The 18,574-nt window shown below is 34.4% G+C and carries 14 protein-coding genes; 9 read left to right on the top strand and 5 right to left on the bottom strand.

Annotated elements, in window-relative coordinates:
- Positions 1-51: 51 nt before the first annotated feature.
- Positions 52-1,728, bottom strand: a complete 1,677-nt coding sequence (gene ggt, locus AC3ITQ_RS19755; RefSeq protein ID WP_489235838.1) for a gamma-glutamyltransferase — start codon at positions 1,726-1,728, stop codon at positions 52-54.
- Positions 1,729-1,766: 38 nt separating this feature from the next.
- Positions 1,767-2,351 (bottom strand): acyl carrier protein phosphodiesterase, encoded by a 585-nt coding sequence (locus tag AC3ITQ_RS19750; RefSeq protein WP_489235837.1) that lies wholly within the window; start codon positions 2,349-2,351, stop codon positions 1,767-1,769.
- A 273-nt stretch (positions 2,352-2,624) separates the two neighbouring features.
- Here AC3ITQ_RS19750 and glmM point away from each other — a divergent pair, with 273 nt between their 5' ends.
- Positions 2,625-4,013: a phosphoglucosamine mutase gene (gene glmM / locus AC3ITQ_RS19745; RefSeq protein ID WP_489235836.1), complete on the top strand. Its 1,389-nt coding sequence runs from the start codon at positions 2,625-2,627 to the stop codon at positions 4,011-4,013.
- Between the two features lie 117 nt (positions 4,014-4,130).
- Here glmM and AC3ITQ_RS19740 read toward each other — a convergent pair whose 3' ends face one another.
- Both AC3ITQ_RS19740 and AC3ITQ_RS19735 read right to left on the bottom strand, forming a co-directional pair.
- Positions 4,131-5,615 carry a glycosyl hydrolase gene (locus AC3ITQ_RS19740; RefSeq protein ID WP_489235835.1) on the bottom strand — a complete coding sequence of 495 codons (1,485 nt, stop codon included), beginning with the start codon at positions 5,613-5,615 and terminating at the stop codon, positions 4,131-4,133.
- 232 nt (positions 5,616-5,847) lie between these two features.
- Entirely contained in the window at positions 5,848-6,720 is an 873-nt protein-coding gene (locus tag AC3ITQ_RS19735; RefSeq protein ID WP_489235834.1) for a lysophospholipid acyltransferase family protein, read from the bottom strand.
- Between the two features lie 112 nt (positions 6,721-6,832).
- Between AC3ITQ_RS19735 and AC3ITQ_RS19730 the strand changes: the two genes are divergently transcribed.
- Both AC3ITQ_RS19730 and AC3ITQ_RS19725 read left to right on the top strand, forming a co-directional pair.
- Positions 6,833-7,480 carry a rhomboid family intramembrane serine protease gene (locus AC3ITQ_RS19730; protein WP_194659314.1) on the top strand — a complete coding sequence of 216 codons (648 nt, stop codon included), beginning with the start codon at positions 6,833-6,835 and terminating at the stop codon, positions 7,478-7,480.
- Positions 7,481-7,533: 53 nt separating this feature from the next.
- Entirely contained in the window at positions 7,534-8,223 is a 690-nt protein-coding gene (locus AC3ITQ_RS19725; RefSeq protein WP_489235833.1) for an SIMPL domain-containing protein, read from the top strand.
- A gap of 123 nt (positions 8,224-8,346) precedes the next feature.
- Here the strand turns inward: AC3ITQ_RS19725 and AC3ITQ_RS19720 are convergent, their stop codons facing one another.
- Positions 8,347-8,817, bottom strand: coding sequence for an Lrp/AsnC family transcriptional regulator (locus tag AC3ITQ_RS19720; RefSeq protein ID WP_072976147.1), 471 nt, complete (start codon positions 8,815-8,817; stop codon positions 8,347-8,349).
- Between the two features lie 188 nt (positions 8,818-9,005).
- Between AC3ITQ_RS19720 and AC3ITQ_RS19715 the strand changes: the two genes are divergently transcribed.
- From AC3ITQ_RS19715 to AC3ITQ_RS19690, 6 genes are all read left to right on the top strand, one after another.
- The gene (locus AC3ITQ_RS19715) at positions 9,006-9,821 is read left to right on the top strand and encodes a DUF1338 domain-containing protein (RefSeq protein WP_489235832.1); all 816 of its coding nucleotides are present in this window, start codon (positions 9,006-9,008) and stop codon (positions 9,819-9,821) included.
- A gap of 199 nt (positions 9,822-10,020) precedes the next feature.
- Positions 10,021-11,574 (top strand): L-piperidine-6-carboxylate dehydrogenase, encoded by a 1,554-nt coding sequence (gene amaB / locus AC3ITQ_RS19710; RefSeq protein WP_489235831.1) that lies wholly within the window; start codon positions 10,021-10,023, stop codon positions 11,572-11,574.
- 155 nt (positions 11,575-11,729) lie between these two features.
- Positions 11,730-11,894 carry a hypothetical protein gene (locus AC3ITQ_RS19705; RefSeq protein ID WP_489235830.1) on the top strand — a complete coding sequence of 55 codons (165 nt, stop codon included), beginning with the start codon at positions 11,730-11,732 and terminating at the stop codon, positions 11,892-11,894.
- A gap of 126 nt (positions 11,895-12,020) precedes the next feature.
- Entirely contained in the window at positions 12,021-14,027 is a 2,007-nt protein-coding gene (locus AC3ITQ_RS19700; RefSeq protein WP_489235829.1) for an MGH1-like glycoside hydrolase domain-containing protein, read from the top strand.
- 45 nt (positions 14,028-14,072) lie between these two features.
- Positions 14,073-16,208 carry a beta-galactosidase gene (locus tag AC3ITQ_RS19695; protein WP_489235828.1) on the top strand — a complete coding sequence of 712 codons (2,136 nt, stop codon included), beginning with the start codon at positions 14,073-14,075 and terminating at the stop codon, positions 16,206-16,208.
- Between the two features lie 34 nt (positions 16,209-16,242).
- Positions 16,243-18,540, top strand: a complete 2,298-nt coding sequence (locus tag AC3ITQ_RS19690) for an aminotransferase class III-fold pyridoxal phosphate-dependent enzyme (protein WP_489235827.1) — start codon at positions 16,243-16,245, stop codon at positions 18,538-18,540.
- Positions 18,541-18,574: the final 34 nt, after the last annotated feature.

The raw sequence follows: 18,574 nt of genomic DNA, 5'->3' as shown, positions 1-18,574 counted from the left end.
TAGGGTATAACATTCAAAATTGTATGATTTTTATTTAAAATCTATTTTAATTTAAAAGCCTACAGCAGTATCATCACCTCTAAAATCAGCTCCTGCTTCTAAAGTTTTATTTGGAAGTACCAAAATAGCATCTACTTTACCAATTATTGGCGTTGAATTCTCATTAATTAAATACCCTTTCGCTTTAAGCTTATTGATGGTGGTGTTATCAAAAGTACTAGGTTCAAAAGTAATAAGGTCTGGTAACCATTGATGATGAAATCTTGGTGCATTTACAGCCTCTTGCATGCTCAATTTATATTCGTAAACATTTAAAATTGTTTGCAAAACCGATGTTATAATGGTAGAACCTCCGGGAGTGCCCACCACCATAAAAAGTTTTCCATCTTTCTCAACAATTGTCGGAGTCATTGAACTCAACATTCTTTTTTGAGGTGCAATGCTATTGGCTTCATTTCCAACTAAACCAAACATATTAGGAGATCCGGGTTTGGCACTAAAATCGTCCATTTCATTGTTTAAAAAGAAACCCAATTCATCACAATAATATTTAGAGCCGTAACCGTCATTTAAGGTTGTGGTTGCTGCAATTGCATTTCCGAATTTATCAACTATAGAATAATGTGTGGTTTCCGTACTTTCATTGTAAGTTACTTTTCCTTCTTTAATTTCTGAGGATAAACTGGCTTTGTCAACATTAAAAGTGGACATTCTATCTTTTAAATAATCTCCAGACAGTAAGGCGTTGACCGGAATTTTTACAAAATCAGGATCACCAAGAAACTGACTTCTGTCAGCGTAAGCTCTTCTTTCTGCTTCCACAATGACCTGAATGGCTTCAGGAGAATTATGTCCCATTTTTGCCAAATCATAAGGAGCAATCATTTTTAGAATTTGTGCCAGACAGATTCCCCCGCTGCTTGGTGGAGACATTGAAGTAATCTTTAAATCTTTATAAGTAAATTGAAGTGGTTTTCTCCATTTTGCTTCATATTTAGACAAATCTTCTAAAGTGATAATTCCACCGTTTTTCTGAAGATAATCAACTAGAATTTTGGCCGTTTCACCTTTATAAAATTCATTTCTTCCATTCTTAGAAATTCGTTTTAAAGTCTTAGCAAGTGCCGGATATTTAATAGTGTCCTTTTCTTTAAAATTTGCTGCTAAAAGTGTCGTTCCTCCGTTTACTTTTACAATTGCATCACGATAATCGTTTAGACTTTTTTCTTGTTTTTTGGTAACCACAACACCTCTCTCGGCTAAAGCAATGACAGGTTTTAAAATTTCGGATATTGGCATCGAGCCAAATTTTCTATGAACCGCAAAAACGCCTGCCACCGTTCCCGGAACACCAATTGCCAAAGCAGTTTCAGTACTTTTTCCCTTAATTACATTTCCATCCTGATCTAAAAACATATCTTTTGATGCTGCCAAAGGTGCTTTTTCACGATAGTCTAATGACCCAACTTCTCCATTTGCTTTTCGGTAAACCATAAAACCGCCACCACCAATGTTTCCAGCGAAAGGAAAAGCGACTGCTAAAGCTAGTTCAGTACCCACCATAGCATCAAAGGCATTTCCACCTTTTTTCATAATATCAGCACCTATTTTAGATGCTTCTTCTCTGGCAGAAACGACCATGGCTTTAGAAGTAACCAATCCGGTTTGACTTTGTTGTGCAAAACTAAAAACGGAAATAAAGGAGAATAAGAATGTAATTTTTTTCATAAAGGAGAAAATATTGGTTTTTATAAAATCAATTAACTTTATAAGGAAAGTAATTTTTGTTTGGCCTGAAGTTGCATTTCTTCAAAGAAAGTCGTGAATTCCTGCTCAAATTCGGAGTAAAATTCTTTAAGCTCTTCACTGGCAAATTGCATTTTAGAAAGGTTTTTCGACCTTCGATCCATTTGGGTTAAAATTTGATGAATGCCGTCCACTGTTCGATAACTCAAAAGCCAATTTCTTTCGATCATATAAGGCATTAAACCTTGTGTTTTTTCAGTCAGAATATCATAATTGGTATGAAGTGAACTGTAGAATCGATTAATAAAATCTTCTAGTTTTTCATCAGAATAGTTGCTCCAGTTTTTAGCTAAAAAATGATCATAAACAATGTCTACAATCACACCGGCATAATGATGGTATTTTTCATGTAACCGTTTGGTACTTTGTCTAAAAACATCGTGGGAATCAGTATAAGTGTCTATAAAGCGATGTAGAATAATTCCTTTTTGAACATCTTCAGGAAAATGTTCAAACTGTTTTCCACGAATACCGTCCGCCATAAAATTGCCGATTTTGATCAAATCATTATCACCTGAAAGATATATGTGGGCTAGGAAATTCATTTTTTTTATAAGGTACTAAGGTTCTAAGTTGCTAAGATTCTGAGGTTATTTACTAAAGTATACTTTTTATAATTACTAAGTTTCTAAGCTTATTTAGTAAAAGTATGAAAACTTTTTGACATCGTTTAAAGAATGATAATGGCTTTAAACTTAATATTTGAAATCTTAGTCCCGAGGTTTCGGGATAGCATCTCAGAACCTTAGTAACTTTTTTTACAAGAACCTTAGTAACTTTTCTATATTTGTAAATAAAAATAACCATATCTCAAAAAAATGACTTTAATAAAATCAATATCCGGGATTCGCGGAACTATAGGAGGAAAAGTTGGTGATAATCTGACTCCGGTTGATGCTGTGAAATTTGCATCAGCTTATGGAACTTTTCTGAAAAATAACACTTCAAAAGAGAAATTAACGGTTGTGATTGGTCGTGATGCAAGAATTTCTGGTCCGATGATTCATAATCTTGTTGTAAATACGTTGATAGGTTTAGGAATTAATGTAATTGATCTTGGACTTTCAACAACTCCAACTGTAGAAGTTGCTGTGCCATTAGAAAAAGCAGATGGAGGAATTATTCTAACAGCTTCTCACAATCCAAAACAATGGAACGCTCTTAAATTATTGAATGAAAAAGGAGAATTTTTAAGCGGGGCTGAAGGAGCGAAAATTCTTGAAATTGCAGAGGCAGAAGCTTTCGATTTCTCTGATGTAGATAATTTAGGAGAAATTACTGTTAATGATGCCTATATGGATATTCATATCGACGAGGTTTTAAACTTGCCTTTGGTTGATGTTGAAGCGGTAAAAGCGGCTAAATTTAAAGTTGTTGTTGATGGAGTAAACTCTTCTGGAGGAATCATTATTCCGAAATTATTAGAATTAATGGGTGTTGAAGTAGTAAAATTATATTGCGAACCAAACGGACATTTTCCTCATAATCCTGAGCCTTTAAAAGAACATTTAACGGATATTTCAGAATTGGTAGTTAAGGAAAAAGCGCATTTAGGAGTTGTTGTTGACCCGGATGTGGATCGTTTAGCATTCATTTGTGAAGATGGAGAAATGTTTGGAGAAGAATATACATTGGTGGCTTGCGCCGATTATGTTTTGAGTAAAACTCCAGGAAATACAGTTTCAAATATGTCATCATCACGTGCTTTACGTGATGTTACTAAAGCGCATAACGGAAACTACGAAGCAAGTGCTGTAGGCGAGGTGAATGTAGTTGAGTTGATGAAGAAAAATAACGCCATCATTGGTGGTGAAGGAAACGGTGGAATTATCTATCCTGAATCGCATTACGGACGTGATAGTTTGGTTGGAGTTGCTTTATTCTTAACGCACTTGGCGAACAAAAAAATGTCAGTTTCGGCTTTAAGGGCTTCTTATCCGGAATATTATATGAGCAAAAATAAAATTGAATTAACACCACAAATTGATGTTGATGCCATTTTAGTTGCCATGACTGAAAAATATAAAAACGAAGATATTACCACTATTGATGGTGTGAAAATTGATTTTGCTACAGAATGGGTTCATTTAAGAAAATCAAACACAGAGCCAATTATTCGTATCTACACTGAAGCTCCTTCTCAGGAAAAAGCTGATGTTTTAGCACTTAGAATAATAGATGAAATAAAAGCAATTGCCGGAATTTAGTTAGAAAAGATTCTAAGATACTAAGGTTTTAAGATTTTTAAATCTGTTTCAAACAAAAAACTCTTTCATTAATTTGAAAGAGTTTTTTTTTGGGGAACTATTTTAGAGAGTTGGTTATTAGTTTTTGATGATTTTTATGGATTTTTTTACTGTTCCATAAGTTGCATTAACTATGTAAACGCCATTAGATAGTTTATCGCCAATTTTGATATCTTCATTTGTAAAATGATCATTTGATGAGTAGCAAACAATCCCTTTTATATCAATAATTTTTAGACTTAAAGGTTCCGTCACATTTGATTTAATATGAAGTGTTGATTGTGTTTTAATTGGATTTGGATAAACAGTAAAGAAATCTTTTTCAATAATTGGGTCGTTTATACCTAAGTTAGCAGCAGTAACATCAATAAAGTTAAAATTCATATCATCTGATTTAAACTTGATTTTCAGATAAACTTCTCCTTTGGGTAATGTAACTCCACTTACAAGTTTGTCAGCATAGGTTTGATAACCACCAGTAATTGGGAAAGTTTCATCTGTTTTTACTACAACATCATTAACTAAAATGTCAAATTTTCCTGGAATTGTTGGTGATGCCACTCTAAAAGTTAGGTTGTACGTTCCGGCATCAGCAACATTTAGCATGAATTCATTCCAGTCTCCTGCTTCGATAAAACAAACATTTTGACCAGTTCCGGAATCTGTTGTGTTTTGTAAGCCTGTTCCCTTTCTTCTATAGTGTTTGTTGGCTGTTATTCGCCCCGGAACATTTATTTTTTTTGCAGTGTAGTTTGTATTTATATATTCTGTGCCAATTGGCTTTAGAACACCACTTTCAGGTGCTAATAATTGACCTTCCTGCATATCGGTCCAATCTGCAGGAACTCTTCCTGTAAACCAGGAATATCTGTATATATCCGGATCGTTTTCAAAACTGGTAATGATTTCTTTCATGAAGGTAGTTTTCTGATCTGCAGTTTGAATAACTCTATTTGCAAATTCAGTTACCCAAACAGGCCGATTGTATTTTTTGAGAAGACCTGTAACACCAATGACAGAACCTGATGTATTATCATAAGTATGAAAAGCAATATAATCGACTTTACAATTTGGGCATAAAAGGAAAAATTGATCATGCCAGGCTACAGGATCAGAAAAACCACCGTAGTTATTTGGACCATTGTAAGCTGGTGAAGCACTAACAATTTCCAGATTTTTTGCTACTGCAATTTTTTCGACATTACCCCATGCATTTACAGCTTCTTGCGGCGTTAATCTGGCACCATCATTAAAGTTTGGCTCATTAAAAGCTAGTAAATACTTTGCACCCGGTTTTATTCTGTTGATGAAAGCCTGTACTTCGGCATCACTAATTTTTCCCCAAGCCATAGGAACATATTCGACACCTAGAGATTCGTAATTTGCATTAATATCATTTTCAGGTGATGAGCCCCAATTGTACCACCAGGAAATACCAGGTTTTAGTGCTGTTAAATCGGCAAGAGAATTGTTTCCATAAGCAATCCCTCTTTTTGGACTTTGAGCAAAAGAGGTTATGAAGATGACAGATATAAAAAATGTAAAGAGTAATTTTTTAAACATGGTACTAATTTTAATGTGGTTTTTGGATAGATTTTAATCAACTTCAAATGTATACTGTTTGTGTAGATTACCATTTATTCTAATTCAGAAAAAATCATTACAAAAACCCATCAAAATCTACTTTATATGGCTTAAAAACATTGTTTTCGAGTTTTAGCTGCCTTACATAAAAGCAAAAGTCCAAAAAGCAATTGCTGCCTTTTGGACTTTTACGTATTTTAATAAATGAGTATTATTGAACGCGATGTTTCCATCTTTTATGCGTCCATAAATAATATTCAGGAGCTTCGTAGATTTGTTTTTCTACTTCTCTTAAATATTTTTCAGTAATTTCAAAATTTTCATATTCTTTTGGATTATCAGCTATAGGTATGATCGTCGCTTCATAATAACCTCTTCCAACTTTTTTAACTTTGATAAAAATAACGCTTAAGTCATATTTTTTAGCCAACATTTCAGCTCCTGTATGAACCGGAACTTCAATTCCCATAAATTTCATCGAATGAAAAATCCTGTCGAGTTTTGGTGATTGATCACTGGCCAAACCATAGAGACTTAAAATTCCGTCTCGTTGGTTTTGTGCCATTAACGGAATTGCTTTTTTTGTTTCAACCAATTCGGCATCATATTTTCCTCTGATTTTTCGAACTAATTTATCAAAATAAGGATTGGCAATTTTTTTATAAACTCCAACGCCGTTAAAAAGCATTCTTTTGTTAAGTGTTAAAAGCCATTCCCAGCTTGCGTAGTGCGAAGCAACTAGTACAACACTTTTTCCTCTATTTTCATATTCATGAAAAAGATCCATATTGGTAATGGTAAATCTTTTTTCCATTTCTTCAGGCGTAATGCTCATCGTTTTGATCATCTCCAAAAACATATCACACATATGCTGATAGAATTTCTTTTCGATTTCTTTTCTTTTAGCATTACTTAAATGGGGTAAAGTAAGTGCCAGATTTTCACGGACTGTTTTTCTGCGATATCCAATAACATGATAAACAAGAAAATACACGAAATCTGAAAACCAATAAAATATACGAAATGGAAGTATAGAAATAAGCCAAAGAAAAGGGTAGGCTACTATATAAGCGAGAAACTGCATCTAAATTTTTTTTACAAAGATAAATTAAAAATGAATAACGATCGATGTTTTGGTTTCTTGTAAAGTTATGTTTGAGAATCATTATATTTACCGTTCACATTAAATATTTTTTATGAATACCGTTAATACCGTTTTGGTTGGGATTATAGTTGCCAATGCCTTGATTAGTTACAAAGGTTTTAATGATCTTGCTTTTTTTAGAAAATACGAATTTCATGTTGGAAGTATTCGTTCCGGTGAGCAAATCAGAATGTTGTCGTCTGGTTTTTTACATGTTGACATGATGCACTTAATATTTAATATGTTGACGCTTTGGTTTTTTGCACCGGTTGTCATTGAGTGGCTCGGTACCATTTCTTTCATTTTGATTTATTTTGGAAGTTTGATTTTTGGAAGCTTGCTAACAATGCTGTTTCATAAAAATGATTATAGTTATCGTGCGGTAGGAGCTTCGGGCGCCGTGACCGGAATTTTATATTCTGCGATATTATTACAGCCCGATATGATGTTGGGAATCTTTTTTGTCATTCCGATGCCCGCTTATTTGTTCGGAATTTTATATTTATTATATTCAATTTATGGAATGAAAGCCAAAAATGACAATATTGGGCACACAGCCCACTTTGGAGGTGCTATAGGTGGTTATTTGATTACTTTGGTAAAAGAACCTTCCTTAATTGTAGATCACAGTTTGATGGTTATTTTATTAGCAATTCCGATTTTAATACTTTTTGCGATGGCTAAATTAGGAAAATTGTAAGGTTGGCATAACTTTTGAAATGCCCTTATCAATAATTTTAAAATATAACAAAAATGAAGAAAGTAGTATTATTTTTAACAATCATGTTTATGACTATGTCTTACGGCCAGGAAACCAAACAAATTCCGCAGATCAATGTAAATGGAGAAGGAAAAGTAAAAGTAGCTCCAGATCAGGTTTCTATTTCAGCTACAGTTGAAACTAAGGGAAATAATGCTAAAGACGTCAAAAAGCAAAATGACGAAAAAATGGACGCTGTTTTAAAATTCATCAAAAAAATGAATATTCCAGCAACAGATTTCAGAACAAAACAAGTGGCTCTAAATCCGCAATACGATTACGAAAAAAAGAAAACAAGTTATAATGCTGTTCAGACAGTTGAAATTTTAGTGAAAGATTTATCTAAATATGATGAATTGATGGAAGGTTTAGTTCAGCAAGGAATTAACCGTTTGGACAAAGTTTCTTTTGAATCATCAAAATTAGCGCAATATCAGTCTGAGGCAAGAAAAATTGCAATGAAAGATGCTAAAGCAAAAGCAGAAGATTATGTTTCTGTTTTAGGTCAAAAAGTTGGTAAAGCTTTTGTGATTTCTGATAACTCACAAGTTTATCACCCACAACCAATGTATGCGATGAAATCTATGGCTATGGATAATGCTGAAGGCGCTTCAAATGAAACGTTAGCCATTGGAGAAATTGAAATTACAGCAAATGTTAGTGTTAGTTTTATTTTAGACTAAACGATATAATAAATTCCCATATTTAAATCCCAAATTCCAACTTAACAATTGGAATTTGGGATTTTTTATTAAAAGTCTTTTTTGATTTCAGGTTTGGAATTTAAAAATTTGAAATTTACATTCTTAAACTGGCAGATTTTTTTCAAACGCAGCACCAAAAGAAAAAAACGAATCTGTACTTCCAACGCCTTCAATTTGATGAATTTGCTCGTATAAAATTTTACGAAGCTCTTCATTATTAAAAGAAACAATTTTAATAAATAAGGCATATTTTCCCGAAACCCAGTGGCATTCTATAACTTCCGGGATTTCTTTCAGTTTTTCGGCTATAGAATAGGAGTAACGGGCTTCTTTTGTAACAATCCCTGTGTAGGTAATAGTTTCAAAACCAAGTTCTTTAGCATTTAGTTTTACAGAGAAACCTGTAATTACTCCTGCTTCCTGTAACTTCTTCACTCTTAAATGTACCAAAGAATTGGATATATTTAATTCCTTCGCAAGATCTGAAAATGGTATTCTTCCATTCTCACTTAGTTTCTGCATGATTTCTCTATCTAAATAGTCAGTATTTTCATTCTTCTTGGTACTTGCCATAGCGCACGAGTGTTTATAGATTCTATTATTTTGACAATTCTTATGTTAAAACTGGATTTTAAAGTGTCAAAATTACAAAAAAAAGCGTTTGAAATGTCTATATGTCAATAATAGTATATAATGACTGTTATATTTACATCTTTATATATAGATTTGTGTCATAATAACAGTATTTTAACATAACAGAAATGAATAAAGATCAATTACTTACGAAACTATGGGAGCAATATGCTGATATTACTCCATCTGCAAAAAAAATACATGAATTGTTAGAAGACAGAGGTGAAGAAATTCAGAATGATCATATCGCGATTCGTACTTTCAATGATAAACGTGTTAATATCGAGGTTTTAGAAAGACCTTTTTTAAATGTTGGTTATGAGGCAAGGGGAGAATATAATTTTGAGACTAAAAAGTTATATGCTAAACACTATGAACATGTTACTGATAAGAATGCTCCAAGAATTTTTATTTCTGAATTAGAATTAGAAAAATGTTCGGCTGAATTGCAAGAAACAGTACAAGATATCTTAAACAGTTGTGATCAAAATGTATTCAACGATCCTGAATTGGTTTTAAGCGGTTCTGTTTGGAAAGGAAATTCACAAAAAATCTACAAATCATTATTGGAGGAATCTGAATATGCAGCCTGGATGTATGTTTACGGTTTTAGAGCCAATCATTTCACTATAAATACCAATGCTTTAAAAGAGTTTAAAACTTTAGAAGAATTAAACAACTTTTTAGAAGAAAGCGGATGGAAACTAAATGCATCCGGAGGAAAAATTAAAGGTACACCAGAGCAATTGTTGGAACAATCAAGCACATTAGCAGATTTGTATGTGGTAGATTTTGAAGAAGGTGCTTTAGAAATTCCATCTTGTTATTATGAATTTGCCCTGCGTTATCCAATGGCAAACGGAGAATTATACCAGGGATTTGTGGCATCATCTGCCGATAAAATATTTGAGAGTACTGATGTAAAGCTGCAGGAAACTAAATAATAAAATTCAAAATTAGTTTATTGACAATGCTTTATTCCTGCAAGGTTTTTTTCAACCTTGTAGGTATGGCTATATATTCAAAACCTGATATTTAAAACCTACAAGGTTGAAAAAAACCTTGCAGGATAATGAACTTAGGGAGTTAAAAACAATTCTGCTTTTTGATAAAAGCAGCATAACAAATTAATAAAAAGTCGAAATGACAACAACAGAAATAGGATTCGGAATTAAAGAAGCTTTAGGCCAACTGGGGATAAAGGAAATTAACGAAGGAACTTCAACAGGAGTAAACCATTTTTCGAATGGAGAAATTTTAGAAAGTTATTCTCCGGTTGATGGAGCATTAATTGGAAAAATTAAAACTTCTACCGCAGCAGATTATGAAAAAGTAATGGAATCAGCGACAGCAGCTTTCAAACAATTCAGAGTAATGCCAGCACCACAACGTGGAGAAATCGTGCGTCAGTTTGGTGAGAAATTGAGAAAAAATAAAGAAGCTTTAGGTAAACTGGTTTCTTATGAAATGGGAAAATCACTGCAGGAAGGTTATGGTGAAGTTCAGGAAATGATCGATATCTGTGATTTTGCAGTGGGGCTTTCACGTCAGCTTCACGGTTTGACAATGCACTCTGAGCGCCCTGGACATAGAATGTACGAACAATATCATCCTTTGGGAGTTGTTGGAATCATTTCGGCATTCAACTTTCCGGTAGCAGTTTGGGCCTGGAATACAGCTTTAGCTTGGATTTGTGGCGATGTTTGTGTTTGGAAACCATCTGAAAAAACGCCTCTTTGCGGAATTGCATGCCAAAATATTATTGCTGAAGTTATCAAAGAAAATAACCTTCCTGAAGGTATTTCTTGTTTAATCAATGGTGATTATAAAATAGGAGAATTATTGACAAGCGATAAACGTGTACCATTAATTTCAGCTACTGGTTCTACTCGTATGGGTAAAATTGTCGCACAGGTAGTTGCGGGACGTTTAGGAAATTCATTATTAGAATTAGGTGGAAACAATGCCATTATTGTAACGCCGGACGCAGATATTAAGATGACTGTGATTGGTGCCGTTTTTGGTGCTGTGGGAACAGCCGGACAAAGATGTACTTCAACGCGTCGTCTGATCATTCATGAAAGTATATATGATAAAGTTAAAGATGCAATAGTTTCTGCTTACAAGCAACTACGTATTGGAAATCCATTAGACGAAAAGAATCATGTTGGTCCGTTAATTGACAAGCATGCGGTTGAAATGTATAATCAGGCGCTTGAAAAAGTCGTTGCCGAAGGTGGAAAAATCCTAGTTGAAGGCGGTGTACTTTCAGGAGAAGGTTACGAAAGTGGCTGTTATGTGAAACCTGCAATTGCTGAAGCTGATAATACATTTGAGATTGTACAACACGAAACTTTTGCCCCGGTATTGTACTTATTAAAATATTCAGGAACTGTTACAGATGCAATTGAAATCCAAAATGGCGTAGGACAGGGATTATCATCTGCAATTATGACCAATAACTTAAGAGAAGCGGAACTATTCTTATCAGTTACAGGCTCTGATTGTGGTATTGCCAATGTAAATATCGGAACATCTGGTGCTGAAATTGGCGGTGCTTTTGGTGGAGAAAAAGAAACAGGCGGAGGAAGAGAGTCAGGTTCTGATGCCTGGAAAGTTTACATGCGAAGACAAACGAATACAATCAACTACACTACGAGTTTGCCATTAGCACAAGGAATAAAATTTGATTTATAGACCCCGGAACAGGTCTATAAAAAAAAATCAGAATAAAGAGAATACCGTAGTTTATTTGGTCAATGTTTTTTTCGGCATTGACCAGATAAATTGCCTGCATAAACTAAAAAACAAAAAAAGAAAACGAAAAAAAATTAATCAAAACCATTACCAAAATGAAAAAACTATTAATCAGGAAATTAAACTTTATTCCTTTACTGTTATGCTTGTGGATGCCAACCATCAACTTTGCACAAGCACAGAAAACAATTTCAGGAAAGCTCACTGATGAAAAAAATAACTTTTACCCAATTCCATTGACAGAATTACAAACGAATTAATACTGTAAATGATTTTAATTTAAAAAGAATAGCCTATATTTCTTGGGCTATTCTTTTTATGTAAAAAAAATTTCCATAAGGAGAGGTAGAAATTGAAGTAAAAACACATCATAAAAACGAAATAACATGGGCAAAAAGAAAATACTTTTTATTCTTGCACCCTTTTTTATACTGCAATTAGGTTGGTCTCAAAAAAGTTTCCCAAACTTAGAATCCGCTAAAAACAGTATTAATTATAAAGGAAACCCAACAAATGCTACAGACAGAAAATCATTAGCTTTCTCAGATAAAGGTGCGTGGTTTGCATTCGGATTTTTGGAACCATCAGAAATTAAGGCAGGATTTTCAGGACCTTTTTTAATGACAGAACAAAACGGGGTTTGGTTAAGTCCTTCGTTTGTTTCGTTAGAATTAAAGGATGAAAACAAGCAGGAAGTAATCAATTGGAAAAGTGCATTAATCGATCAAAATAGCTATAACAGCCATTTAGAGCAACAATTTAAAAATGACAAATTAGAGATAAAACAACAGTTGGTATTTTTATCCGGTCATTCGGCATTACAAAAAACAAGTATTACTAATAAATCAGGAAAAACGATAACCCTTTTCCCGTCTTATAATTCGAACATTTTTTTAGACGATTTACAATTGTCTCAAGAAGATAAAAAAATAAAAATTGTTTCTGCGAAAAGTACTGCGACAGGCTACATTCAGTTCTTAAATAGTAATCCTGAAATTGAAATTACAAAACAAGGATACAAAGCCGAGACAGAAAAATTGGTATTAAAACCAAATGAAACTAAAGAAATTGTAGTGGCTCAAACTTTTATTTTTGCTCAATATTCATGGAAAAATGAAAATGAAACGATTGCAAAGACAGTTTTTAATACATTGCTTAATAACACACAAAAAGACAAAGAAAGACAGTTAGCAGCATTAATAGCCAAAAAGAAAAGCATTTACACAGATACAGTTTATTCTGATTTGATTGCAAAATTGGTTTTAACGCTACAAAACAACACCAGAATTGCTGCAGAAGGATTAAAGCACGGAGGCCTTTTTCCGAGTTATAATTACGAGTGGTTTCATGGTTTTTGGGCTTGGGATAGTTGGAAACATGCTGTTGCTGTAGCCAATTATGATTCGGAATTGGCAAAAAATCAAATGCGTGCTTTATTTGATTATCAGGAACCAAACGGATTTATCCCGGATTGTATCTACAGAAATAATCTTCTGGAAGAAAACAATTACCGAAATACGAAAGCACCGCTTGCTGCCTGGGCAATCTGGAAAATTTATGAAAAAACGAAAGACGTTAACTTCATAAAAGAGTTTTATCCAAAGTTAAAATTATATCACAATTGGTGGTATAAAGACCGTGATCATGATCAGGATGGTCTATGTGAATTTGGTTCAACTGACGGAACTGTGATCGCTGCTAAATGGGAAAGTGGAATGGATAATGCCGTTCGTTTTGATGATAGTAAAATTCTGAAAAACGGAGAAAAAGCCTATTCACTAGATCAGGAAAGTGTAGACTTAAATTCGTTTTTATATGCTGAAAAGGACTATTTAAATAAAATGGCTGCCGTTTTAAAACTGACGGAAGAAGCTAAAAAATGGAAAGACGAAAGTGTAACGCTAAAAGCTAAAATTCAAAATCAGTTTTGGGATGCGTCAACAGGTTGGTTTTACGACACTACAATCGACGGTGAAACATTGATTAAAGCAATGGGATGTGAGGGATATTTGCCAATTTGGGCTGAGGTTGCCACGGCCGAACAAGCCAAAGTTGCTAAAGCGAATATGTTAGATACAAATTCCTTAAACACCTTTGTTCCTTTACCAACATTGGCCGCAAATCATCCTAAATTTAAACCTGAAGGTGGCTATTGGAGAGGACCGGTTTGGCTTGATCAAAGTTATTTTGGAATTAACGGATTAGAAAAATACGGATACACAACTGAGGCAAATGAATTAGCACACAAACTGATTTACAATGCAGAAGGAGTTTTAGACAAAGGAACTTCAATTAGAGAAAATTATCAGCCTGTTACAGGAAAAGGATTGGAAGCTTTTAATTTTAGCTGGTCTGCCTCTCATTATTTAATGCTCCTTTTACAAGACAAATAGTCGAACTAATTTCTAAATTTGATTAACACAACAATATTAAAAAGTATGTTCAACCAAAAAATATCGTTAACAAAAATAGTTTTAACAGGCTTGCTTATTGCGAATTGCAATTCAACACCTGTTTTTTCTCAAACTAAAAAAACTACTGCAACGGAAAAGAAAGACCCACAGCGTTTTTTCCCGAAACAAGATTTAATGCAAATTGGGGTTTATTATTATCCCGAGCAATGGCCAAGAGAGCAATGGGAACGTGATTTAAAAAATATTAAAAAGTTCGGATTTGAATTTACTCATTTTGCTGAATTTGCCTGGACTTATATGGAACCCGAAGAAGGAAAGTATGATTTTAAATGGCTCGATGATGCTTTGGCTATAGCCGAAAAAGAAGGATTAAAAGTTATTCTTTGTACGCCTACACCAACTCCTCCGGCATGGATGGGAGAGAAATATCCTGAAATTTATCTGGTTGATGCAAACGGTCGACGCAGAGAACACGGAAATAGAGCCAATGTGTCTATTACGAATGAAAAATACCGTGAATTTACCGATAAGATTGTAGCGGAGTTAGGGAAAAGATACGGTAAGAATAAAAATATTATGGGTTGGCAAATCGACAATGAACCTCTTGGAACTGCCGATTTTAGTCCTTCTGCCCGTAAAGCTTTTCAAACCTGGCTTAAAGTCAAATATGGAACAATCGAAAAGTTAAATACAGAATGGGTTGGGAGTTTTTGGAGTACGAGATATAGTAATTTCGAACAAATTGTTTTACCTAATTCTGAAATGTATTTTGAAGATAAACTAAGTCCGCATGCTGTTCTAGATTTTAAAAGATTTACTTCGGATGCACAAGGTGAATACTTGAACAGACAAGCCGAAATACTTCGAAAATACACAGATCCAAAACAATGGATTACAACAAACTTTACCAATGTAATTTATGATGCCGATCCAAGAAGTGCAGACAAAATGGACTTCATCACCTATACCATGTATCCTGTAAGTGGCCAAAATCCTTTAGGCGGAGATAGTTTTAGAATGGGTTCTCCAAGTAAAATTTCAGAGGCAAACGATTATTACAGATCAATAAGCGGAGTTACTGGTGTTATGGAATTGCAGCCGGGACAAGTAAATTGGGCCAGTATCAATCCACAATTACTTCCGGGAACAGTACGTATGTGGCTTTCACAAGCTTTTGGCGGTGGTTGTTCTTTTACCTGTACGTACCGATACAGACACCCGCTTGGAAGCAGCGAAATGTACCACGAAGGAATAGTAGGAACAGATGGAGTGACACTTTCTCAGGGCGGAAAAGAATTTGTACAATCGATCGAAGACATGAAAAAGCTTCGTAAAGAGTACGATCCAAAAGCTATAATGCCTCAGGAAATCGCAAAGAGAAAAACAGGTTTTTTATGGAGTCATGAAAATCTTTGGGATTTAGAAAATCAAAAGCAAACCCGATTTTGGAACACCTGGAAACATAGAAATACTTATACTGCCGCCGTTAAATCAACTGGTGCGCCAATGGATTTTATTACCGAAGGAGATAATTTTGATGAGTATGCTTTTATTGTGGCACCGGCTTATCAGCTAGTAGATCAAAAACTTGTAGCAAAGTGGCAAAAATATGTGGAGAATGGAGGAAATTTAATTCTGTCATGTCGCACAGGCCAAAAAGATAAAAACGGTCATTTCTTTGAAGCAAACTGGAACGCTCCAATTGTTCCATTAATTGGTGCAGATGTTGACTTTTTTGATATGTTAGTTGCAGATGTAAACGGGACTATTAAAGCAGGAAATAACAGTTATAAATGGAATACCTGGGCAGATGTATTGACTCCAAAACAAGGAACAGAAGTTTTAGCAACTTATGATGATCAGTTTTACAAAGATAAAGCGGCTGTTGTTACCAGAAAGTTAGGAAAAGGAACCATTACCTATATTGGTGTCGAAAGTAATGACGGTGCCTTAGAAAGAGAAGTGGTTCGTACTGTTTACTCTCGCGCTAAAGTAGCCATTGAAGATTTGCCAAAAGGAGTTTTTATAGAATGGCGTGATGGTTTTTATGTAGGTGTAAACTATACAAATCAGCCTGTAAACTTACCGGTACCTCAAGGAAGCAAAATATTGGTGGGACAAAATCCGCTACAGCCGGCACAAGCTATAATTTGGAAATAAAATAAAAAGACAAAAACAATTTAATATAATACCAATGACTTTTTCAGAAGAAACAATTCAGGGTTTAGTAAAAGAGCATTACGGACTAAATGTAACCGTAAAAGCATTAAATGGGTATGATGAATTAAATTTTCTTTTATCGAATGAAAAAAATGAAAAATACATTCTAAAAGTATCAAATGAGAGTCACCCGTTTCCTTTTCTGGAAGCGCAGATTAATATTATCCAGCATCTTAAAAAAAGCGATATTTCAGATTGTTTTCAGCATTTTAGCATCAATAAACAAGGAGAAGAATTAACGAAGATAATAAGAGATTCTAAAACCTATTATATAAGAATTCTAAACTTTTTAGAAGGTACTTTTTGGGTTGATGCAAAAGAAAAAACAAGTGAATTACACCATAATTTAGGCTCATTTTTGGGAAGTATGGATCATGCATTACAGGATTTTTCTCACCCTGCAATGCATCGTAGTTATACTTGGGATATTAGCCGTGCCAGTGAAGCAGGTGATAATCTAAAACATATTCTGAACCATGAAAAAAGAAGAATTGCAGGATATTTTCTGTTACAGTTTGACACAGAAGTAGTACCGCAAATTCACCGTTTAAGACATGCTTATATTCATAACGATGCCAATGATTATAACATATTAGTACAAGAAAATCGTATTAGTGGTTTGATTGATTTTGGCGATATGGTTTATACTGTGCTAGTCAATAATTTGGCGATAGCCTGTACTTACGCAATGCTCGACGAAGAAGATCCCTTGGCTGTTGCGGCATCGATTGTAGCGGGGTATCATAAAGCATATCCACTTAAAGAGCAGGAATTAGATTTATTATGCTATTTAATTGCGGGAAGACTTTGTATCAGCGTAACACAATCGGCTTATAATGCGTCATTAGACAGTAATAATGAGCATCATTTTATTACTGAAAAACCAGCTTGGAATTTGCTATATAAATTAATCGAGATTAATCCAATCAAAGCGCAAGATGCTTTTAGAAAAGCTTGCGGTTTTACCGGATTAATAAACAATGATGATTACAGCAATTTACTCGAAGTTCGAAAAAAGAAAATTGGTCGAAATTTAAGTATCGGCTACAAAGACAAATTAAAAATTGTTAAAGGAGCTTTGCAATATTTATATGATGATAAAGGAAGAACCTTTATAGATTGCGTCAATAACCCTTCACATGTGGGGCATTGTCATCCGGTTGTAGTTCGAAAAATGCAAAAGCAAATAGCAACTTTAAATACCAATACAAGATATTTAAATGACACCATAACGAAGTATGCGGAAAAACTAACTGCAACATTACCATCTAAATTGAGCGTTTGTTACTTCGTGAATTCGGGTAGTGAAGCTAATGATTTGGCAATTCGAATGAGCCGCCATTTTACCAAACAAAAAGATATTATTGTTTTGGATCATGCCTATCACGGAACTTCGACGGTGGCAATGGAAATGAGTCCATATAAATTTGACAGCAAAGGCGGTTCCGGTCAAATGCCGTGGATACACAAAGCAATTAATCCGGATTTGTATCGCGGACCTTATAAATATGGCGACACAAAAGCGGGTGAGAAATATGCTGCTGATGTACAAAGAATCATTGAAGATTTAAAAAAAGAAGACAAAGCACCAGCCGTATTTATCTGCGAAACGCTATTAGGAGTTGGTGGTCAGATTCCGTTACCGGAAAATTACTTAAAAACAGCTTATGACTATGTCAGAGCAGCCGGAGGTGTTTGTATTGCTGATGAGGTTCAGGTTGGTTTCGGAAGAATTGGAGATCATTTCTGGGGATTCGAGTTACAAAATGTAGTTCCGGATATTGTGGTTTTAGGAAAACCAATTGGTAACGGACATCCTTTAGCTGCTGTAATTGTAACAGAAGAAATTGCTGATGCTTTCAATAACGGATTAGAGTATTTTAACACTTTTGGAGGGAATCCTGTTTCAATGACTACAGGATTAGCCGTTTTAGATGTTATTCAGGAAGAAGAAATGCAAAAACATGCCTTAGAAGTTGGAAATCATTTAATGAACGGGCTTAAAGGTTTAATGGCAAAATATCCAATCATTAGTGACGTTCGCGGACATGGATTTTTCATTGGTGCCGAAATGGTAAAAGACAGAACAACCATGGAACCAGCCGTTCCTGAAATAGATATCGTCGTAGAAAAAATGAAAGCAAACGGCTATTTATTAAGTACCGACGGACCTTTGCACAACGTTTTAAAAATAAAGCCTCCAATGACATTCAGTAAGCAAAATGCGGATGAAATGGTTAGACTATTAGATATCGCATTAAGCGAATTGTAAAAGAAATGTCATCGCAAAGGCACGAAGTTTAAGA

The sequence above is a fragment of the Flavobacterium sp. KH_001 genome (genome assembly GCF_057840745.1).
The sequence above is the reverse complement of the archived record's forward strand: the minus strand, read 5'-3'. Positions and strand labels throughout refer to the sequence as shown.